9 protein-coding genes are annotated in these 22,112 nt (G+C 42.1%); 8 read left to right on the top strand and 1 reads right to left on the bottom strand.

Going from position 1 to position 22,112, the window contains the following annotated elements:
* Positions 1-224: 224 nt before the first annotated feature.
* The 4 genes from C0Q44_RS30305 (at position 225) to C0Q44_RS19660 (ending at position 5,228) form a co-directional block, all read left to right on the top strand.
* Positions 225-365, top strand: a complete 141-nt coding sequence (locus tag C0Q44_RS30305; protein WP_181151085.1) for a hypothetical protein — start codon at positions 225-227, stop codon at positions 363-365.
* Positions 366-522: 157 nt separating this feature from the next.
* Positions 523-1,362 (top strand): BglG family transcription antiterminator LicT, encoded by an 840-nt coding sequence (gene licT / locus C0Q44_RS19670; protein ID WP_105408938.1) that lies wholly within the window; start codon positions 523-525, stop codon positions 1,360-1,362.
* A gap of 476 nt (positions 1,363-1,838) precedes the next feature.
* Positions 1,839-3,752, top strand: a complete 1,914-nt coding sequence (locus C0Q44_RS19665) for a beta-glucoside-specific PTS transporter subunit IIABC (RefSeq protein WP_105408937.1) — start codon at positions 1,839-1,841, stop codon at positions 3,750-3,752.
* A 33-nt stretch (positions 3,753-3,785) separates the two neighbouring features.
* Positions 3,786-5,228 (top strand): 6-phospho-beta-glucosidase, encoded by a 1,443-nt coding sequence (locus C0Q44_RS19660; protein ID WP_105408936.1) that lies wholly within the window; start codon positions 3,786-3,788, stop codon positions 5,226-5,228.
* Between the two features lie 319 nt (positions 5,229-5,547).
* Here C0Q44_RS19660 and C0Q44_RS19655 read toward each other — a convergent pair whose 3' ends face one another.
* Positions 5,548-6,705, bottom strand: coding sequence for a S8 family peptidase (locus C0Q44_RS19655; RefSeq protein WP_105408935.1), 1,158 nt, complete (start codon positions 6,703-6,705; stop codon positions 5,548-5,550).
* A gap of 221 nt (positions 6,706-6,926) precedes the next feature.
* Between C0Q44_RS19655 and C0Q44_RS19650 the strand changes: the two genes are divergently transcribed.
* The 4 genes from C0Q44_RS19650 to C0Q44_RS19635 all read left to right on the top strand — a co-directional run bounded on the left by C0Q44_RS19650 (position 6,927) and on the right by C0Q44_RS19635 (position 22,101).
* Positions 6,927-7,448, top strand: coding sequence for a GNAT family N-acetyltransferase (locus C0Q44_RS19650; RefSeq protein WP_258166453.1), 522 nt, complete (start codon positions 6,927-6,929; stop codon positions 7,446-7,448).
* 144 nt (positions 7,449-7,592) lie between these two features.
* Positions 7,593-8,453: a Cof-type HAD-IIB family hydrolase gene (locus C0Q44_RS19645; protein WP_105408934.1), complete on the top strand. Its 861-nt coding sequence runs from the start codon at positions 7,593-7,595 to the stop codon at positions 8,451-8,453.
* 343 nt (positions 8,454-8,796) lie between these two features.
* Positions 8,797-9,987 (top strand): ACP S-malonyltransferase, encoded by a 1,191-nt coding sequence (fabD, locus tag C0Q44_RS19640; protein WP_105408933.1) that lies wholly within the window; start codon positions 8,797-8,799, stop codon positions 9,985-9,987.
* Positions 9,988-10,218: 231 nt separating this feature from the next.
* Positions 10,219-22,101, top strand: a complete 11,883-nt coding sequence (locus tag C0Q44_RS19635; RefSeq protein ID WP_105408932.1) for a non-ribosomal peptide synthetase — start codon at positions 10,219-10,221, stop codon at positions 22,099-22,101.
* The last annotated feature ends 11 nt before the right edge of the window (positions 22,102-22,112 follow it).

Here is a 22,112-nt window from a genome sequence, read left to right as displayed (position 1 = left end):
AGAGATACCTATGAGAAAAGGTTGTAGTCAATCTGAGTTCAAAAGGGGGAGAATGATCGTTGTACTTTTTTTTACTGTTGATTGTAGGCGTTATACTATGTTTTTTGTTTCCGTTTGGCACGGTTTTGGTAGGGGGTATCATATTTGCACTCGTTGCGGACAATTACCGGCAGACGTTGAACATGCGTGAGGATATCTGAGCAATCAAGAATCATCTGAGACTAATGAATAAGGATGAGATGGAAAAGTACGAGATGGATAAAGAGTACACTCAAGTTAATCGTTTGAATTCAGAAAAGATGGATATCATTAACCGCAGAATTGAAGCGGAGCTGGAGAAAGACAGCAAAATCAATAAACCATGAGTTCCTGTAAAATGCTTTGTGTTGCACTATGTAGAATTATGTAATATTATGAAGGCAACACGTACAACATATCGGGTCGTAACTGTAGAATTAGGCAAAGCCGTTTACCTTGAGAAAAGGGATTGGTTTGTCTTTTTCTGTATATTGGAGTGATGAAGTGAAAATCGAGAAGGTCCTGAACAACAATGCTGTAGTTGCGATTAAGGATGAACGGGAAGTCATTGTCATCGGCCGGGGAATTGCTTATCAGAAGCGGGCGGGTGATACAGTTTCGGAACAGCTTATCGATAAAATATTTACTTTACAGAATGAAGATATTCAGGAAAATTTCAAGGCATTAATCTCAAGCATTCCGCTGGAATACATGAAAGTGTCCGAAGAAATTATTGCTTATGCTAAACTGAAACTTGGCAAAAATCTGAATGACAGCATATACTTGCATCTCACAGATCATATCCACTTTGCCATTGAGCGGTATCGCAACAATCTACCCATCCGCAATGGTTTAATCTGGGAGACGAAGCAGCTGTACAAAGAGGAGTACGAAGTTGGACTAGAAGCACTCAACATGATCTGTGATCAGTTTGGTGTCATCTTGCCTGAGGATGAAGCCGGTTTTATGGCGCTCCATTTTGTGAATGCAGCCCTGAACGAGGATATGCCCAGCATCAAGAGTATGACCCAGGTCATGCAGGAAATTCTGACGATCATTAAGTATCATTTCAAAATGGACTTTGATGAGAACTCCTTGACATTCTATCGCTTTGTGACACATTTGAAGTTTTTCGCTCAACGATTGGTCAAAGGAAAACATTACAAGAGCAATAACGACGATGAACTGTTCTTGATGATCCAGAAAAAGTATCCTGTAGCACATAAGTGCTCGGAGAAAATCAAGAAGTTCATTGAAAGTAACTACACATATCAACTAACTGACGAAGAAATGATGTACTTAACAATTCATATTGAAAGAGTAGTGAATGCAACTTCTGAATAATTCCATAGATCAGCTCGCAGAGTTCCAGTCACAAGGGCAAAACCTGGACGAATAAATGACAGAACATGACCAACAACCGGATGTTCCGTTATATTTGGTGTTCAGGTTTTTCTGTATTCAGGATCACTTCGATCATTTCCTTGTTTTTCATAAAAATAAGTGTTGCAAATGTAGTTCAGATGTACTATTATGAATTCAAGAAGTAAGCGCATACATCAATCGGGTTGTAACTGTTCAATCAGGCAATTCCGACCATCCTCAGTTCAGAGGATATGGAATGCAACTTACTTTCGTTATCAAAATAATTAAATACCAAGTGTACAGCCTTACAGGGTTGCAACCGTTAAGGGCAAAACCTGAATTGCTGAATAACACGACTGATTTCCGGATGATCCGGTATGTTGTGTATGTTCAGTAGTTCAGGTTTTATTTGTTTCAAAAGTCATGGGGAGTCTACTTAGAGAGGGAGAATTACAATGAGCAACTACGATCAATTAGCTAAGGACATTCTATCAGGTGTAGGTGGTCGCGAGAATGTGAACAGCGTATTCCATTGTGTAACAAGACTGCGGTTTAAACTGAAAAATGAAAGCGTGGCCAAAACGGAAGAACTTAAAAATCTGCCAGGTGTTATTACCGTCATGCAAAGTGGTGGACAATATCAAGTCGTGATCGGCAACGAAGTGCCGGATGTATATAAAGCAGTTGTTAAAGCGGGTAATTTCCCGAGTGAAGGTCAGTTTGAGGAGGAAGCAGACAACTCAGGCAAGAAAGTTGGATTGTTCAGTCGATTTATCGATATGATCTCTGGTGTTTTCACACCACTACTCGGTTTGCTGGCTGCAACAGGTATGATTAAAGGTTTCACAGCCATGTTTTTATCCTTTGGATGGATTACAGACACTTCCGGAACGTACCAACTATTGAATGCTACGGGTGACTGTCTGTTCTACTTCTTCCCAATCTTCCTTGGTTACACGGCAATCAAGAAATTTGGCGGTTCACCGTTCCTGGGTATGGCGATAGGTGCTTCGTTAGTTTATCCTACGCTGTCCGGTTTGACTGCTGGAGATCCATTGTACACCCTGTTTACAGGTACGTTAATTGAATCACCGATTCACATTACGTTCTTGGGAATTCCGGTTATTTTGATGAGCTATTCCACATCGGTTATTCCAATCATTATTGCTACATTCTTCGCTGTTAAGATCGAAAGATTCTTTAAAAATATTATTCCTAAAGTCGTTAGCACATTCCTTGTTCCATTCTTTACTTTGCTCGTTATCGTTCCAGCAACATTCATTCTGATTGGTCCAGTATCCACTTGGGCAGGCCAATTGATTGGTGCAGGAGCAACAGGCATCTACGAGTTAAGCCCAGTTGCAACAGGTTTGATTATCGGTGGTTTGTGGCAAGTGTTTGTACTCTTTGGGCTCCACTGGGGACTTGTGCCAGTCATGCTGCTTAACTTGAGTACTTCTGGAGCTGATCCGGTAATTGCAATGTCTTTCGCTGCATCCTTTGCTCAAATCGGTGCTGTACTTGCCGTCATCCTGAAAACCAAAAATACGAAATTGAAATCTTTAGGTATTCCGGCATTCATCTCTGGGATCTTCGGTGTAACTGAGCCAGCGATCTACGGTTTGACACTTCCACTGAAAAAACCATTTATCATGAGCTGTATTGCTGGTGGTATCGGTGGTGGTATCTTGGGATTGGCCGGTTCGAAATTATACATCTTTGGCGGACTGGGTGTGTTCGGTTTCCCAAGTTTCATCAATAAAGCAACAGGCGTTGATTCCGGGTTCTATATGGCCCTGGTAGCATGTGGTATTGCATTCATCCTTGGTTTCATTCTGACGTACGTAGTTGGATTCAAAGACAAAGTAGAAGCTACACCAGCTCCAGCACCTGTACTTGATCCAAATCCGAATCAAAAATACGAAATCGTAAGCCCAATGGCTGGTGAAGTCGTTGCACTGAAAGAAATCAATGACGTAACATTTGCAGGAGAGCACATGGGTAAAGGGATTGCGATTCGTCCAACCAGTGGTAGAGTGGTATCACCAATCACAGGTGTTGTTCAGACCGTATATCGTACCAAACATGCCATTGGTCTTGTAAGCGATGATGGGGTAGAGATGCTGATCCATATTGGACAGGATACAGTTAAACTGAAAGGTCAACATTTTACAACCCATGTGAAAGACGGAGACCGTGTTAATGCAGGTGACCTGATTGTTGAGTTTGATCTGCAAGCGATTAAGGATGCAGGGTATGAAACGGTTACACCGATCATTGTCACGAATACTTCAAAATATCTGGATGTTGTAGGTACCAAAGATGCATCCGTTCATGAGAAAGATAAGTTGATCACGGTATTAAGCTAATCGAAATTACTGATGGTTAGGAGGAACTCCTCAATGAATGAAAAGTTTACAGTCTTCCCAGAGAATTTTCTCTGGGGAGGAGCAACCGCAGCGAATCAATTGGAAGGCGCCTATCTGGAAGGTGGCAAAGGTTTAACGACCGTAGATCTGATTCCGATTGGTGCCAATCGATGGAATATAGCTCTGGGCAACCTGGATTCTTATCAACCCAAAGAAGGTGAATTCTATCCTTCCCATGAAGCTATTGACTTCTATCATCGGTATAAGGAAGATATTGCGTTATTTGCAGAAATGGGATTCAAGTGCCTCAGGCTTTCGATTGCCTGGGCACGGATTTTCCCTAATGGCGATGAAGCGGAGCCGAATGAAGCAGGTTTGCAATTTTATGATGATGTCTTCGATGAGTTATTGAAATATAATATTGAACCTGTCGTGACAATCTGTCATTTTGATGTACCTGTACATCTTGTCGAGACTTACGGCGGATGGAAGAATCGCAAGATGATCGGTTTCTTTGAGAAATATGCGACGACGCTATTCGATCGATATAAGGATAAAGTGAAGTACTGGATGACGTTTAATGAGATCAATATGTTGCTTCATCTTCCGTATATCGGAGCGGGCATTGTTCTACAGGATGGTGAAGATAAGGAACAAGTGTTGTATCAGGCAGCACACCATGAATTGGTAGCGAGTGCACTTGCTGTTAAGGCTTGTCATGAGATCATTCCTGGTGCACAGATCGGGTGTATGTTAGCAGCTGGAATGGTCTATCCATACAGCTCTAACCCGGATGACGTGTGGAAGGCTATGGAGAAAGATCGCGAGTCATTCTTCTTCATTGACGTGCAGTCGAAGGGAGCATATCCAGGATATACGAAAAGATTTTTCAGGGAAAATGACATTCGAATTGAAATGCAACCACAAGATGCAGATATCTTGATGCAGAACACGGTCGACTATATCGGTTTTAGCTACTATGCAAGCCGGTGTACAAGTACGGACCCTGAGATTTTGAAGGATTCGACAGAAGGCAATGTATTTGGTTCAGTGAAGAACCCGTATCTGCAAGCATCCGAGTGGGGATGGACCATTGATCCTAAGGGACTCCGAATTACATGTAATCAGCTACATGACCGTTATGGCAAACCTTTGTTTATTGTGGAAAATGGTCTCGGAGCAACGGATGTATTGCTGGACAATGATACCGTTGAAGATGACCATCGGATCGAGTATTTGAATAGTCATTTTACCGAGATGGCTGAAGCGATTCAAGACGGAGTAGAACTCCTTGGTTATACAAGCTGGGGACCGATAGATCTGGTCAGCGCAGGTACCGGAGAGATGAAGAAACGTTATGGCTATATCTATGTTGACAAAAACAATGATGGAACAGGAACACTACGTAGAGTGAAGAAGAAGAGTTTCCATTGGTACAAAGGTGTTATCGCAAGTAATGGTGCACAATACTTCTGATTGGGTGTCTCAAAAGGCTTCAGATCTTACACGCTTTATTTTAGTGATTTTGGAGAGGTGAGAAACGTAACGAATCTCAGCGACGCTATTTCATCCGAAAACGGCGATAAACGGCGAATACACGCATAAAACATGAAAATAGCGCGCCTCCGATTCGTTACATTTTCAAATGGACTGAAATGCACCCCATAGTGTCACCTCAGTTCGTTAGCCAAAGTGCTCTAAACATCTGATGGAGTTCATGTGGAGCTAGAATAAAAGGGACAAGGCAGAATGAATCTCTGCTTCGTCCCTTCTTCATGCGTTGATGTTGAGGGCATTAGGGTACTTGCAGACTCTGATAAGCATTCAGTCGCCCATACGTCCAGTAGACCCCAGATCCTGAAACGGGATCGGAAGCGAAGCACAATGCATCCCGAATCTGGGCATTTGTTTTGCCTTGTGCAGCAAGTAAAGCCGCCACTCCTGCCACATGTGGTGCAGCCATGGAAGTTCCGCTAAGATAAGCATAGGAACCACCCAGGTATGTGGAGAGAATGGTATCCCCTGGTGCAGCCATATCGACCCATGAACCGTAATTGGAGAAATTGGATTTGAGATCGGAAGGGTTAGTTGAAGCGACGGCAATGACGTTGGGATAAGATGCGGGTACAATCGGAAACGAAGTGTTGTCGTTACCCGCTGCAGCGACAATCACGGCACCTCGATCCCATGCATATTGAACGGCAGCCTGGAGGAAGGCATCACCTATCGGTCCTCCCAGACTCAGATTGACCACCTGAACACCGTTATTCGCAGCAAAGACAAGCCCGTTACCAACATTGCCTACCGTTCCCTGTCCGTTGTTATCCAGTACGCGGAGCGGAACAATAGAGGCCAGTGGAGCCACGCCTGCGATACCCACACCATTGTTCGTAACGGAGGCGGCGATTCCAGCGACATGGGTACCATGACCGTTTCCGTCTTCGGGGATATTATCATAATCAACATAATCGTATCCGGGCAGGAGTTTGGCAGCCAGCTCAGGGTGGTTTAGTTGAACCCCTGTATCGATGATTGCAATTTTGACAGAGCTGTTGCTCTGGGTAATATCCCACGCAGCAGGTGCATTGATTTTTGGCAGGTTATATTGGTAAGGGAAGAATGGATCATTAGGAATATAAGATGCTTCAACGAGGTAATTGGGCTCTGCATGTTCGATAAGCTCATGATTCTTGTAATGCTTCAGCATCCGGTGCATTTGTTTGCGGGATTCTATGCGGTACCAGCCCAAATCTTCGTAGGTCTCAGCGACATGGCACCTCCCTTTTTTGTGAAGAGTATGCATTTCATCAGGGGTTGTACCTTCCTTGAATTTAACCAGAAGCTGCTTGGGAGCGTGAGGATGGAACTTGCTCTTTACCTGATGGCCCAGATAGCGATACATGATCCCGATGAGTAGAAAAATGATAGTAAATATACCTATCCATAACCACATGAGCATTTCCCCCCTTTAAGCTGGATTGTGACACGCCTTATCGTATGCGAACTCTATCAGACTGTGCGGGCTTTCTTCCATTTTGGTTAGATATGTAGATAGATTGATAGGACAGGATAAATTCGGTAAGATGAGATGAGAGAGATGACCTGTCATGGGAATGAGGGTTCATATCAGGGCAGTAATCAGGCTCCAATTCAGAGGTGAGGAATGTGAATGCTTTGAGACATCTTCATGATGCACCAACAGTTATACCTGTCGAGGAACACCAGATTCATGATGCAATCGATTTTGCCATGCGTGTACGCAGAGAAGTATTTCCCATGTTGGACCATACCACATTGCCCGTGGACTTCCAGCAGTTCAGGGAATATTATCTGGATTCACCCGAAGCGATCTTTCTTGTCGCAGTCATGGGTGATGCGGGCATCGTTGGTTCAATCGGGATTGTGCCATACGATGGACGTATCGCTGTGGTACAAGGTCGATATCCTGACCAATCGGCTGCCGAAATAGTTAAATGTTATGTAGATCCTGCCTATCGCAGATACGGCATCGGGTCGATGTTGGTTAAGGAGCTGGAAAGTCTGGTTGGGGACATGCAGTATACAACGTTATATTTACATACACATCGTTTTTTGTCCGGCGCCGTAGATTTCTGGAAACGTCAGGGATATGAGGTTGTTGCGGAGCAGAATGATGAGTGGCAGACGGTTCATATGGACAAGTTGGCAAGAAAATGACTTTGGAATAATTAAAGCATGTAAAGCGGTAGTACTACTTTGATACGCGAACGGTGGATGACCTTGGGGAGTACAAGGTGATGCGCCTGAATTACCAATGGTATGATATAACATAAGCAAGCTACACGATGGGAGCAAACACAGATGAATACAACGAATAGAAAGATTATTTTTATTGATATTGATGGAACACTGGTAGATGATGATGGAAATATTCCATTGTCTGCTCAGAAGGCATGTATACAGGCCCGGGAGAATGGTCATCTGCTATATCTATGTACCGGACGCTCCAAGGCTGAGATCTACGATTCCATCTGGGATGTAGGGTTCGATGGTCTGATTGGTGCCGGTGGCGGTTATGTGGAATTCGGTAAGGATGTACTTTATCACAAAAGGGTAACCGCAGATGATGTACGCCATATGGTCGATTTCTTCAATGAACACCAGATTGACTTCTACCTCGAATCCAATTCGGCATTGTATGCAAGCAGCAATCTTCAAGCTCATCTGGAACGTCGAATCTATGGCGATGTGCATAATGATCCGGTAGCCCGGGAGAAGAAAGAATTGAAGCCGCATCCATTTATTGCCGGATTGACGTATGGAGAAGCTGATCTGTATAAGGATGACGTGAACAAGGTATGTTTTCTGGAGAGCGCTGTTGTTTCGTTTGAACGGATTAAGCAGGAGTTTGAAGGCAGGTTCGAAGTGATTCAGTGCACTGTGCCGATCTTTGGTGAGGGAAGTGGTGAGCTGATGATTCCGGGTATTCACAAAGCCATTGCGATTGCCGACCTGCTGGAACATCTGGGTATGTCGCGTGAAGACACGTTTGCTATCGGGGATGGCATGAATGATGCCGAAATGCTGGAGTTTTGTGCTGTAGGAATTGCCATGGGCAATGCCAAGCCAGGCCTGAAAGCCATTGCCGATGACATAACTGGTTCAGTGGAGGAAGATGGTTTGTACTACAGTTTTGTGAAATATGGGCTGATTGAAGGGTGAGGTACTCTGTATTAAAGCATATCGGATAATGAGTACAGATTGATCTTGTATAATTGAATATTAATAAAACAGGCATCTCCGCATGGGAGATGTCTATTTTGCATGTTTAGACTCCATCCAATATCCAGTAAATAACAACAGTAAATGCCCGACGCAGATGCCAACAAGTAATGCAAAAAGAGTCACGATTTTTTTCCATTCTTGCTAACCGATACTCTTTTCGATTTTATAATTGCATAACTGACCATACAGGTTTAATATAAATTTTGCAAAGAAGTCATTTATTGGTTTATACATGGTTTGAATATATGAAATTTAAAGTTGAATACATGGAGGATGCTGAATGAGTAATATAGCGCTGTTGTTTCCGGGACAAGGCTCTCAGATGATCGGGATGGGTAAGGGCTTTTGGAATCACTTCGATATGGCTAGGAAGATATTTGAAGAAGCGAGTGATGCTATTTCTTTCGATTTAAGAAAGTTATGTTTTGAAGGCAGCATGGATGATTTAACAATGACGATAAACGCTCAGCCTGCACTTTTAACCGTTAGTGTCATAGCTTATCAGGTGTATATGCAAGAAATGGGTGTGGAGCCTCGTTATTTAGCGGGTCATAGTTTAGGTGAATACTCGGCTCTTGTATGTGCAGGTGTTCTTTCTTTTCATGACGCCATTAAACTTGTAAGACAGAGAGGCATCATTATGCAGAATGCAGACCCCGATCAGCAAGGTACCATGGTGGCTTGTTCGAATATTAGATTAGAAACACTTCAAACCATATGCGAAGAAGTATCAACGTTAGAATATCCTGTCTGTGTTGCTTGTATAAACGCGGATCAGCAATTTGTCATCTCAGGACATCGTCGATCCATACAAAAAATGATAGCAAGGACAGAATTCAGGGGCATTAAACATTCTTTTTTAAATGTCAGTGGTCCCTATCATTCGCCTATGATGCAAATTGCAGCGAAACAATTCAAAGCAGAATTGGAGCAAATAAAATATAATCCAGCAATAATCCCTATTATTTCTAATGTTACGGCAGAACCCTATCAGCCTGATCGTTCCGTCATAGATTACTTAAATATGCAAATGACAATGCCTGTAAGATGGTTAGAATCCATGCACTATTTGATTGGAAATGGGATCACAGAAGTGATAGAGTTGGGGTCCAAACATGTTTTAGCAGGTCTAATGAGCAAAATAACAAAGAGCATTATGCCCTATTCTTTAAGTCAGCCTTCGGATTTACTCATACTAAAGAATATACATGGAAGAAAAAATAAGTTGATGACTATTCGTAAAAATATGTTATCTAAACTGGTGGTAACCGCACACATTACACGGAATTATAATCCTGATTCCATATCTTATGCTGACAGAGTTGAGCCCTTATTTCTAAAGTTGCAGCAGGTAAAAGAGCTGCTAGACAACCCTGGATATGAACTTAGTGAAGAAGAGATCAATAGCTATATACAGATGTGCCATTCAATCCTTTCAGCTAAGCGAATTCCGATGATGAGATCCTGTTAATTGATGCTTTTAGTGCCAAATTTTCTCCTTAACATTTCAGGCTACCTTATGCAGAGGGTGGCCTGTTTGTCATTGATATGTAAAAAGTTTGTTATTTTATTTACAAAAGTTTACTTATAATTACACAAATATACTTGAAATTACATAAATTACTATGGTAGAATTTTGCTTGGAATCAGATGGGATATATAAACAGAGCATGATAGAGATGATCCATTTGGAGGAGAGCTTATGTATACTAACCAATTTCGAACATTAGTGGATGTCATTCACGACCGAAGTAAAATAACTGACCGTGGTATTCGTTTTATTGATGCTGATAAAATCGAAACGTTTATATCATACAGTCAATTATTCAATGAAGCGTTAGGATATTTGGGTTATCTACAAGAAATCGGAATTAAACCGAAGCAAGAGATTATTTTTCAGATACAAGAAAACAAACGTTTTTTAGTCGCATTCTGGGCTTGTATACTTGGGGGAATGATCCCTGTACCTGTAAGTATTGGTGAAGATGAAGAACAAAACCTGAAAGTATGCCGTATTTGGGAATTGCTAAATAACCCTTTCATGATTGCATCTGAGAAGGTACTGGATAAACTAAAGAGATTTGCTTTGGAACATGACATGCTGGATTTCCATCGTCAATTGGAAGTTAGAACGGATACAATCCAAGACTCCATCTACAACTATAAATCTGTGAAAAATGATGAACCTCAGGCAGAAGACCTGGCATTTATTCAATTCTCTTCCGGATCAACCGGTGACCCCAAAGGCGTGATGCTCACACATCGAAACCTGATCTATAATACTTGTGCTGCGATTAATGGTACAACAATCAGTTCGAACGATAGTTTCCTCTCCTGGATGCCACTCACTCATGATATGGGTTTAATTGGATTTCATCTCGTTCCACTCGTGGCAGGTATCCACCAGTACTTGATCCCAACGGAATTATTTATTCGAAAACCGATTCTATGGATGAAAAAAGTAAATGAGCACAAAGCAACCATTCTGTCCTCTCCTAACTTTGGTTATAAGTATTTCTTGAACTTTTTTCGGGACGACAAAGCGGAGGGTTGGGATTTATCATGTGTCAGGGTTATCTATAATGGTGCCGAACCTATATTGCCCGAAGTGTGTCATGAGTTCTTGAATGTAATGTCCAAATATCACTTGAAGAATACGGCGATGTTTACCGTTTATGGATTAGCAGAGGCCTCGGTTGCCGTCTCCTTTCCTAAAGCAGAAGAAAAATTTACTGCCGTTTACGTTCACCGGGATCATCTGAACTTTGGAAAGCGCGTCATTGAAGTCGAGAAGGATGCCGACCATGTGGCATCGTTTGTTGCTGTTGGTCAGGCTGTTGATTATTGCCATATCCGAATATGCGATGAGGAAATGAACAGTGTTCCCGATTATGTTATCGGAAAAATTCAAATCAAGGGAGATAATGTCACCCAAGGTTACTATAATAATTTACTCGCAACGAAGAAGCTGTTAACACACGACGGATGGGTGAATACAGGGGATTTGGGTTTTATCATGAACGGCGCCCTTGTTGTAACAGGGCGAGAAAAAGACATTATTTTTATCAATGGTAAAAATGTATACCCCCATGACATTGAACGTGTCGCAACACAACTAGATGATATTGAACTCGGAAGAGTTGCCGCTTGTGGTGTGTACGATTCGAATAGTCAAAGTGAAGAAATTATGGTGTTTGTCGTTTACAAAAAAAAGATCGAACACTTTCTGCCGCTTGTTAAAGAAATTAAAAAACACCTATATGTGCATGGAGGATGGAGTGTCAAAGAGGTACTGCCCATCAAAAAATTACCAAAAACAACAAGTGGGAAAATCCAGCGATATCAGTTAGCCAAGCAGTATGAAGCAGGTAAATTCTCTACAGAGTCTGCATTTATCCAAGACTGGATCATGAATGACAATCATAAGGCGAAAGAAAAGGCTGTTGTTTCGGTTCGAGTTATAGAGCATGAATTAATTTCACTATTTTCTGAAGTGCTGGTCGGGAAGACGATTGAACTTGAGGATAGCTATTTTGATATGGGTGCAACTTCATTACAGCTGGCCCAAATCGCTGAACGTATCGAACAAAAGTATGGAGAAGAGCTTGCTGTTACAGATCTCTTTACCTATCCCTCGATAACTGAATTGGCAGGATATCTGGCTAGAGGCTCCAGCGAAACTCTGCAAGTTAACAAAACTCAAGAGGATCATACGCCATCCAAAGATATTGCTATTATCGGGTTGTCTTTGAAATTCCCTGGAGCTTCGAATGCGAGTGAGTTTTGGCATGTTCTGGAGAGTGGATCACATCACATTCAGGATTATCCTGAAAATCGGATAAAAGATGCAGCGGATTATTTACAATCCATCCGAAGTGAAATGGATGAAATTCAATGGATCAAGGGTGGCTATTTAGATCAAATTGATCAATTCGATTATTCTTTCTTTGGCATAACCCCAAAAACCGCACAGTTTATGGACCCGAATCAAAGAATGTTTTTGCAAACTGCATGGCATACGATTGAAGACGCAGGCTATGCAGGGGAAGGAATCAATGGAAGAAATGTGGGCGTGTACGTGGGGTATTCCAAAGTTGGCTATGATTACGAACGGCTCGTGACGGCGAATTACCCCGCAGAACTCAAAAATTATATCATTGGAAATTTACCATCTGTACTGGCGAGCAGAATTGCATATTTCTTGAATTTAAAAGGCCCAGCCTTAACGATGGATACCGCCTGTTCATCCTCACTTGTTGCTGTTCATATGGCATGTAAAGGATTGCTTGCTGGAGATTGTGAAATGGCAATCGCAGGCGGCATTCGAACGGCATTATTACCGATAAGTATTGGACTGGATATGGAATCTCCAGATGCATTGACAAGAACGTTTAGCGAAGATGCCAACGGTACGGGATTTGGCGAAGGTGTTGGAGCGGTAATGTTGAAGCCAATGCAGCAAGCGATGAAGGATGGGGATCATATCTATGGTGTAATTAAGGGAAGTGCGATTAATCAGGATGGCAAGACGGTAGGAATCACAGCACCGAACCCGGAGTCACAGACCAATGTGATCGAACAGGCATGGAAAGAAGCTGGCATTTCTCCTGATACGCTTAACTTTATTGAAGCACATGGAACAGGGACAAAATTAGGTGATCCTGTTGAGTTCAATGCTTTGCGTAAAGCTTTTGAGAAATATACGGATCGGAAACAATTTTGTGCAATTGGATCTGCAAAAGCAAACATTGGACATGGCTTTGAGGCAGCGGGTATCGCTGGATTAATTAAATCCATCCTTATGTTTCAACATAGAAAGATTCCACCATTGGTTCACTTTGATAAGCCTAATCCTATGCTTAAATTTGAAGCTTCACCTTTTTATGTGAATCAGGATGTAATGGCTTTTGGTCAAGAAGAGAGTCCATTACGATGTGGGGTTAGTTCTTTTGGTTTCAGTGGTACGAATGCGCATGTGGTTCTCGAAGAATATGTTCCTTCCAAAACAGTAGATAGAAGAATGTCCCAGGAGCCAAATCTATTTGTTCTATCTGCTGCTACGGAACGGGCGCTGGATGAACTGGTCAGAACGTATCATCAATATCTAACCGATCACACGGATGTTTCCATTCAACAAATCTGTTATACAGCCAGTACGGGAAGGGCTAATCTGGATTATCGACTTGCCATCGTAATCACGAGTACACAAGCATTACATGAAAAATTGCAACAAATTGCAAGCGGAGAGGGCAAGCTGCCAAATGTTTATTTTGGTTATGCCAAAAAAGACAAGACACTTGTTACCGATCATCTATATACACGGGGTAAGGCAGAAGCTATAAATGAACTCGGTCAGTTATTTACACTTGGGGCAGTGATTGATTGGGAGAGGTTTTATAACCATGATGTCATTCCCAAAATTCCATTACCTTTATACCCATTTGAACAGAAGCGATGCTGGATTGAAGTCAAACATCCGATATCAGCGGAACATAGGTCAGAGAGGAATGAGGTTCAAATGGAGATGAATACAAACGCTATTGAATTAAAGATTAAAACAAGCATCAGTCGTGCATCCGGGTTGAAGTTGGAAGAGCTAGATCATCAAGCACATTTTCTCCAGATGGGATTGGATTCTATTATTCTGGTGCAAATTCAGAAGGAGATATCAGAGCTGTTCCGTTTGCATATCCCGATGGAGATGTTCTTCGAAACCCTTACAAATATTAATTCCTTAGTTAAATATGTGTCAGAGAATACAAAGCATAATAATGTATCTGAACATATCAACAATCAAACGGATCATAAGCAGGCTGGAGATCAAAATCTTGCATCTGTGAACAATACGATTACGGCAAAATCAACAGGAAATGTTTCGGAGCAAATTGTGATGTCAGCCATTCAGCTCATGGAATCCCAATTAAAAAGTTTGAATCTGCTGTTAGGCGATCAGATGAATGCTGTTCAACCGCCTCATTTGGAAATGGAACAACATGAAATTAAAGAAGTCCGAGCAGCGCCGAAAATGAAAGAAACCAATGAAGTTAAACCCTTTATACCGTATCAATCGTTGAAGATTCATGAAGAGAGCGGATTATCACCGCTTCAGAACCAGTATGTTGAACAATTTATAACAAAGTATACTGCCAAAACCAAAGGCTCCAAGTTAAAAACAGGGGAAACTCGTTTGATTCATGCGAATAATCGCAATGTAGCCGGATTTCGTTCGTATTGGAAGGAAATGGTGTATCCGATTATTTCAACTCGTGCAGAGGGATCTAAGATATGGGATACGGATGGCAATGAGTATTTGGATCTGACGATGGGATTTGGTGTGAATTTATTTGGTCATAATCCAGCCTTTATTCAAAATGTAATGGTAGAAAGCATACAAGAACAAATGCCCCCACTAGGTCCGATGTCAGACTTGGCAGGAGATGTCGCAGCAAAAATTTCCGAGTTGACGGGTGTTGAACGTGTTACATTTTATAATTCAGGAACAGAAGCTGTCATGGTTGCGCTTCGTTTAGCGAGGGCAGCAACGGGGCGTTCTAAAGTTGTATTATTTTCAGGATCTTACCACGGTACACATGACGGAGTGTTGGGTGTAGCGAATCCAGGGGATGCGTTAGCCTCTGCACTGCCTATGGCTCCAGGTATTGTACAAAGCGCTATGGATGATTTGATTATTCTTAATTATAACCATCCACAATCATTGGATATCATTCAGAGCCTGGGTGATGAACTGGCTGCTGTACTTGTAGAACCGGTACAAAGTCGAAGACCTGATGTGCAGCCAACACAATTCTTACGGGAACTTAGAGAAATAACAAATCAATTTGGAATTGCACTTATTTTCGATGAGGTCATCACTGGATTTAGAATTGGTTTGGGTGGAGCGCAGGATTGGTTTGGCGTTCAAGCAGATTTGGTTACGTATGGGAAAGTGGTTGGTGGCGGTTTGCCTATTGGCATAGTCGCGGGTAAAGCTGAATTTATGAATGCGGTAGATGGAGGAACCTGGAACTTTGGTGACCATTCCTATCCTTCCGATGCAGATAAGAAAACGTTTGTTGGTGGAACCTTCTGTACACACCCTCTTACGATGAGAGTGACGTTAAAGGTATTACAGCATCTCCAATCCGAAGCAGGAACATTATATAAGGAATTAAATGAAAAAACAGATTATCTTGTGAATGAGTTAAATGCGTTTTTCAAAACATCGAATGTACCTATACAAATGGTGAACTATGGATCTTTATTTAGATTTATATCATTTGGGGATATGGAATTATTCTTCTACCATTTAATTCATAAAGGTTTATATATTTGGGAAGGCCGTAACTGTTTTATATCGACTGTGCATTCTATGGATGACATGGATACGATTATCAAAATTGTAAAAGAGACGATCCATGAACTCCGTGAGTTGGGGTTTATCCCTGGTGACTCGCCTGTTTCGGAATATTCTCTCTCTTTAGAGCAGAAACAATTGTTATTAACTTCATTACATGGGGAAGATGCAAATGCTGCATTAAATCAGAGTGTTATTTTAAAAATGACAGGCGACATAAAACCTTCCACACTGGACAAGGCCATAAATCAGATCGCACAACGTCATGAAGCCCTGAGAACAGTGATCCATGCCGATCGTGAAACACAACAAATTCGATCCGTAATGGAATTTCAGAGCACATGGTTGGATTTCTCAGCATATGTGGGTGAGGATCAGGAACAGGAAATTTCCAATTGGTTATCTGCCGATGCGAGTGAAGCCTTTGATTTACAGTCTGGGGAACCGCTATTTAGAATCACCTTGCTGAAACAGACGGCGAATCAATACCTTATGGTGCTGACATTTCATCATATTGTTGTAGATGGTTGGTCGATTGCTGTATTCATTCAAGAGTTGGAACATACCTATTCTGCTCTTGTCCGAGGGGTTCCGGTTCAATTACCTGAAGCCACGCCATTCCGTCAGTTTTTAAGCTGGCAACGACTGGAACATGAAAAAGGGTCATTTACCCAAGGGGTCCAGTTCTGGAAAGAGCAATTTTCCTTATCCTATCCCAACGTTACACTTCCAACGGCACAGTCCGATGATGTGCAAAAGGGGTATTCCGGTGAACGATATTCCATGAAGCTGGATCATCGATTAACAGAATCCTTGCGAACGTTAAGTATTAATAATAAGAGCAGTTTGTTTGTAACGATGTTTGCAGCGTTTCATTTATATTTGCATCAACTAACAGGGCAGTCTCAACTTGTCATTGGCGTGCCTACGGCGGGGCAGTCTCATATGCGAAAAAATGCGCTGATTGGCAACTGTGTCAACATTGTACCTGTTCATCATGCCGTGTTGACGGAGCAGTCCATTGTAGACCATGTCCTTCAGCTCAAGGAAACGCTGGCTCTTGTCATGAAGCATCAGCATGTTCCATTGGCCCTTGTATCCGAACAGCTTGCTCATATGACTGCACCGGATACCCGCATTTTATTTAATATGGACAGAACGATTCACCATCTTCAATTTGAAAATATAGAGACTGAATTCATGTCGTATCCCATCAAACATATTTCTTACGATTTATTTCTTAATATTACGGATGTTAGCCATGAATTGTATTTGGATTTTGATTACAATACCGATCTTATTGGACCTGAGATGATGAAACTGTGGTCCGAAGGATTTAAAGGTTTACTGCAAAATATGGTGAGTCATCCAGAGGTTGAAATTTCTTCTTTGACGTTGTTCTCATCCGAGCAACAGGACCAATTACAGGAAATGTACAATCGGTTTGTAACGGAGCGACTTCCTCACGTTCATCATGCAGCCATGTTTGAGCCTCCAGTCAATGATGTGGAGAAAAAGCTGGCTTTGATCTGGGAGGACGTATTATCCCTGCATCAAGTGGGGAGAAATGATCACTTTTTTGATCTCGGAGGAAACTCGCTCAAGGCGACAGTAATGCTCTCCAAGGTACATGAGCAGTTTCAACACAAAATTTCAATCGTTCAATTTTTCCAAAACCAACGTCTGAAGCAGCTTGCCAGTCTAATTACAGGCGAGAACGAGGAAACATTCATTCCGATTAAGGCATTGGACGTAAAGGAGTTCTATGAGACGTCATCTGCACAACAACGAATCTACTTTCTGGATCAATTTGAGCCGAATAGTGTGTTTCAGAACATGTGCGGGCATATCACGGTCACAGGAGATATCGATGAAGCTAAATTAATCTCGTCATTGGAACATATCGTGCACCGTCACGAAGCTTTTCGCACCAGTTTCCATATGGTTGATGGAGAGCTTTACCAGCGTATTGCCCGAGCGATTGATTTTGAAGTGAAACGATCTCAGGAAAGCCCTGATTCATTCGAACAACATGTTAAGGCGTTTGCCAAACCATTTGATTGTTCCAAGGCGCCATTAATACGTGCCGAATTCATTCGTGTAAACGATGATCATGCAGAGATTCTCATCGAGATGCATCATATTATATCGGACGGATATTCTGTTGGCATTCTTGCGAATGAACTGATCGATGCGTATGACGGAAGAAGCATGCCGGAGATTGAGGTTGAATACAAAGACTTTGCAGCTTGGCAGAAAGAATTTCTGGCGGGGGAGTCTTATAAGCAGCAAGAAAAATATTGGCTGGATCAATTCAGAGGGGAGATTCCTAACCTTAATCTGCCTACTGATTTTGTTCGGACACCTCATTTGACTTCGGCAGGTTCAAGACTGTCATTTGTGCTCGATCAACATTTGAAGCAGTCGCTGGAGAAGTTTGCGAAACAAACGGGAACCACGATGTTTATGGTGTTATTGGCAGCGTACAATGTGCTGCTTCATCAATATACGGCTCAAGAAGACATGATTGTAGGTACGCCAACATCAGGAAGAAACCATCCGGATGTCGAGAGTATGATAGGTGTCTTTATTCAGACGGTAGCAATTCGATCACAGCCAGCCGGGAATAAGTCGTTTCGATCCTATCTCGAAGAAATTAAAAAACAATCCCTGGATGCGTTGGATAACCAAGATTATCTTTTTGACAACCTTGTAGAGAAATTAAACACACATCGCGATACAACCGGGACAGTACTTTTCAATACCATGTATATCTTTTTGAATACCGCGCTGAACCAAAGGCAAGAAAAGGATTGCAGCTTTAAAGTCAAAGAATTAAATGTCGGTGTATCGTTGTATGATCTGATGTTCATTGTTGAGGATGATAACGAGTGCCTGGAAATGCACTTTAATTACAAGACGGAGCTGTTTAAACGGGAAACCATCGACAGGATGAAAACCCATCTGTTCAACATTCTCAGAGACATGGTGATTGAACCGAATGCTGCCTTGTCCGATATTCAAATGCTGTCTGAACATGAGCAGAACGTTCTTTTATATGACTTTAATGATACCAACATAGAATATTCCCGGGAGCAGACCATTCAGGAATGTTTCGAAGCACAGGTGGAACGGACACCCGATCAAGTTGCCATTGGTTTTGGAGATCAGCGATGGACGTATCGTCAATTGAATGAACGGGCGAATCAATTGGCACATACGCTTAGAGCTCAGGGAGTGCATCAGGATCAATTGGTAGGCATCATGACAGATCGTTCGATTGACATGATCGTTGGCATCTTTGGCATTCTAAAAGCAGGCGGGGCATATGTACCGATTGATCCGGATTCTCCTGGAGAGCGTATCTGCTATATCCTGCATGATTCGGGGGCAACGCTGTTAGTCACGCAAAGTCATCTCAAGCAGTTAGTATCGTTCAATGGCCAAATCATTGATATGAACGATGAAAAAGTCTATGCAGCTAATCTGTCAAATCTCGAACCAGTAGGGGACTCCGGGCAGTTGGCTTATGCGATCTATACTTCGGGTACAACAGGCATGCCAAAAGGTGTGATGATCGAACACCGTCAGGTTCATCATTTGGTTAAAGCGTTGTATAGCCAAGTTATAGACGATCAACATAAAAGTTTGCATGTCGCTTTACTTGCGCCTTATTATTTCGATGCATCTGTTAAGCAAATTTTTGGCGCACTGTTATCAGGTCATGCCTTGTTTATTGTAGACAAGGAAACGGTATTGGATGGACAAGATTTAATGAACTATTATCAGCAACACCAAATTGATTTGACAGACGGTACACCTGCGCACCTGAAATTACTTTCCAAAGCAAAAAACGTTCAAGGAATATCGTTGAAATATATGCTCATTGGCGGTGAGGCTCTTTCTCAGCAAAGTGTGGCTGAATTAACCTCCTTATTTTCTCTCAACCACATCACGCCGCCAACCATAATTAACGTCTACGGTCCGACCGAATGTTGTGTGGATGTTGCGACGTACAGGGTAACTCCAGAGCAACTGGATACTGCAAATAGACAAGCTTACCTACCGATTGGACGAACATTAGGAAATAACCGGCTGTATGTATTAAATAAACATGGAAAAGCTCAGCCTGTGGGCGTCGCGGGAGAATTATGTATTTCTGGCGATGGGGTAGGTAGGGGGTACTTGAATTTACCTGAGCTAACAGCCGAGAAATTTGTTCGTGATCCGTTTGTCCAGGGAGCAAAAATGTACAAAACAGGAGATTTGGTGAAATGGCTTCCAGATGGCAATATCGAGTACTTGGGACGAATGGATCACCAAGTTAAAATTCGTGGATATCGGATCGAAGTAGGGGAAGTCGAAGCAGCACTGTTAAAAATAGAGTGTGTGAATGAAGTCATCGTCATTGCACAAGAGGATGACAACGGGGACAAATCGTTATGTGCTTACTTTACAGCGAATTCCACGCTGACCGTTGGAGAGATGAAACAAAGCTTGTCAAATGTATTGCCGAATTACATGGTTCCGGCCTACTTTGTGCAGTTGGATCATATGCCTCTGACCTCAAACGGGAAAATCAATCGCAAATCACTTCCGAGTCCAGAAGAAAACATACAAACGGGAAGTGAATATATAGAACCCCGAACTGGGGTGGAAAAACAGTTACTTCCTATTTGGCAAGATGTGCTTGCCGTGAGAAAAATCAGTGTAAAAGATCGTTTTTTTGATGTAGGAGGCAACTCTTTACGTGCAACCAAGCTGGTGTCCAAAATCAATCAAAAGCTGAATATCCGTATTTCGGTAAGAAACGTCTTTGAATGGCAGACCATGGAACAGATGGCTCAAAGTATTGAACAAATGGAGCAGGATGTATTAGTGTCCATTCCTCAAGTGGAGGACAAAGAATATTATCCTATTTCTTCGGCGCAAATGAGAATGTACATCATGAGCATCAAAGCCGGCAAGGAACTCATGTACAACGTGTCTGGTATGTTTAGGCTGGAAGGAGCGCTCGATCAGGTTAGATTGGAAGAAGCATTCCAACAATTGATTCATCGTCATGAATCGCTTCGGACCGCGTTTAAAGTTATATACGGGGAACCCAAACAAATCGTATATGCTGAAGTGAATTTTGGGATTGAATCGATCAAGTCAACGGAAGAAGAGATCGAGGATCAAATTGAAGAGTTTGTTCGATCATTTGATCTCAGACAAGCACCTCTGATGAGAGTGAGGCTGATTGAACTTCAGCAGGAGCGTCATGTGTTGCTGGTAGATCTGCATCATATCATTGCAGACGGGTTATCCGTGCAAATTCTGATGACCGAACTTAGCCAGTTCTATAAGGGAGAGGAGCTGCCTCCTCTTCGAATTCAATACAAAGACTATGCTGAATGGCAGCAAATACAACTTCATAGTGAACGGATGAAAAAGCAGGAGAAGTATTGGCTCAGTGTGTTTGGTGAAAATATCCCGTTATTGGATTTGCCAACAGACTATGAAAGACCTGAAACCCTAAGCTATGAGGGAGATGTGTTGGACATTGTTTTGGAGGAAGACATCCTGCCAGGTTTAAGAAAAATGGAAGCTCTGACAGGAACAACGCTATACATGATTCTATTAGCCGCCTATACCATTCTGTTGTCTAAATACAGCGGACAAAAAGATGTCATCGTGGGTACACCGATTGCAGGAAGGACGCATGCTGAGCTGGAGCCGGTGATGGGGATGTTTGTGAATACACTGGCTATTCGAAATTATCCTGCGATGGATAAAACATTTACGGAGTATCTGCTGGAAGTGAAAGAAAATATGTTGAACGCATATGAGAATCAGGATTACCCGTTTGAGGAATTGATTGAGAAAGTCCATCTAACCAAAGATGCTCGGCGGAATCCGTTGTTTGACACCATGTTTGTATTGCAAAATACAGATGCCTCAGAGATTCAGATGGATGGAGTAACTAGTAAGCCTTATGCTCCAAATACTAGAGTATCCAAATTCGATTTAACGCTGTATGTTACCGAATTGCATCACAAGTTAGAAGCCGCTTTTGAATACAGTACGGTTTTATTTGAGAAAACAACGATTGAAGCAATGTCACAAAATTTATTGCTCATATTAACAACCATTGCCAACGACCCTCATATCGAAATCAACAAGATTCAATTGGTTGAAGAACTCATGAATGAGGATACGCTGACTGATCTAATTGAAATAGATTTCTAAACTAACCTTAA

It is taken from the genome of Paenibacillus sp. PCH8 (assembly GCF_002968835.1).
Taxonomy (GTDB): domain Bacteria; phylum Bacillota; class Bacilli; order Paenibacillales; family Paenibacillaceae; genus Paenibacillus.
This window is presented reverse-complemented; position numbering and strand designations above follow the sequence as displayed.